Here is a 324-nt window from a genome sequence, read left to right as displayed (position 1 = left end):
CTGACCTCCTGCGTGCAAGGCAGGCGCTCTCCCAGCTGAGCTATAGCCCCATACAGTTACTGCAGAGACCATCTACTACCACTCGACTGAGTAACATTCGTTTTAAACACGAATGTTAATTTGGATTCAGGCAAGGCATGTAGGAGGGAAGTTTACTTAGGTAAACGACCGAGTACATAACGCAGCATGAATACAAATTTGGTAGGCCTGAGTGGACTTGAACCACCGACCTCACCCTTATCAGGGGTGCGCTCTAACCACCTGAGCTACAAGCCTGTAGAGGTTTTTTCTGCTCGTTACTTTTTCATCAGACAATCTGTGTGG

The 324-nt window shown here is 47.8% G+C and carries 1 tRNA gene; it reads right to left on the bottom strand.

The features are described from left to right. Window positions 1-199: 199 nt before the first annotated feature. A tRNA-Ile gene (locus tag NG42_RS21670) sits at window positions 200-276 on the bottom strand. Between the last annotated feature and the right edge of the window lie 48 nt (window positions 277-324).

The organism is Winslowiella iniecta (assembly GCF_001267535.1).
Classification (GTDB): domain Bacteria; phylum Pseudomonadota; class Gammaproteobacteria; order Enterobacterales; family Enterobacteriaceae; genus Erwinia; species Erwinia iniecta.
Note: the sequence above shows the minus strand (reverse complement) of the source record. Positions and strands in the feature narration are given on the sequence as shown.